The 270-nt window shown below is 55.6% G+C and carries 1 protein-coding gene; it reads right to left on the bottom strand.

The genetic code is table 11. The features are described 5' to 3' along the window. Window positions 1-230: hypothetical protein (locus tag B0D78_RS13630; RefSeq protein ID WP_205948337.1), on the bottom strand; the 230-nt coding region annotated here is incomplete at its 3' end. Window positions 231-270 lie beyond the last annotated feature (40 nt).

Here is a 270-nt window from a genome sequence, read left to right on the forward strand (position 1 = left end):
TTCGCGACGACCGTCTGGCCGCCTGGCCACGTCAGCTCGTATGCCCCTGAAAGAATCAATAAGACACCTGGAACGCCGCTTCGTTCCGAAAAATCGACGACGGTGTCGTCAAAAATTCGAACTTCGTACTCCCGCGCGGGAGTACGAAGTTCGAATTTTTGACGACACCGTCGTCGATTTTTCGGAACGAAGCGGCGTTCCAGGTGTCTTATTGATTCTTTCAGGGGCATACGAGCTGACGTGGCCAGGCGGCCAGACGGTCGTCGCGAA

It is taken from the genome of Pyramidobacter sp. C12-8, from assembly GCF_002007215.1.
Classification (GTDB): Bacteria; Synergistota; Synergistia; order Synergistales; family Dethiosulfovibrionaceae; genus Pyramidobacter.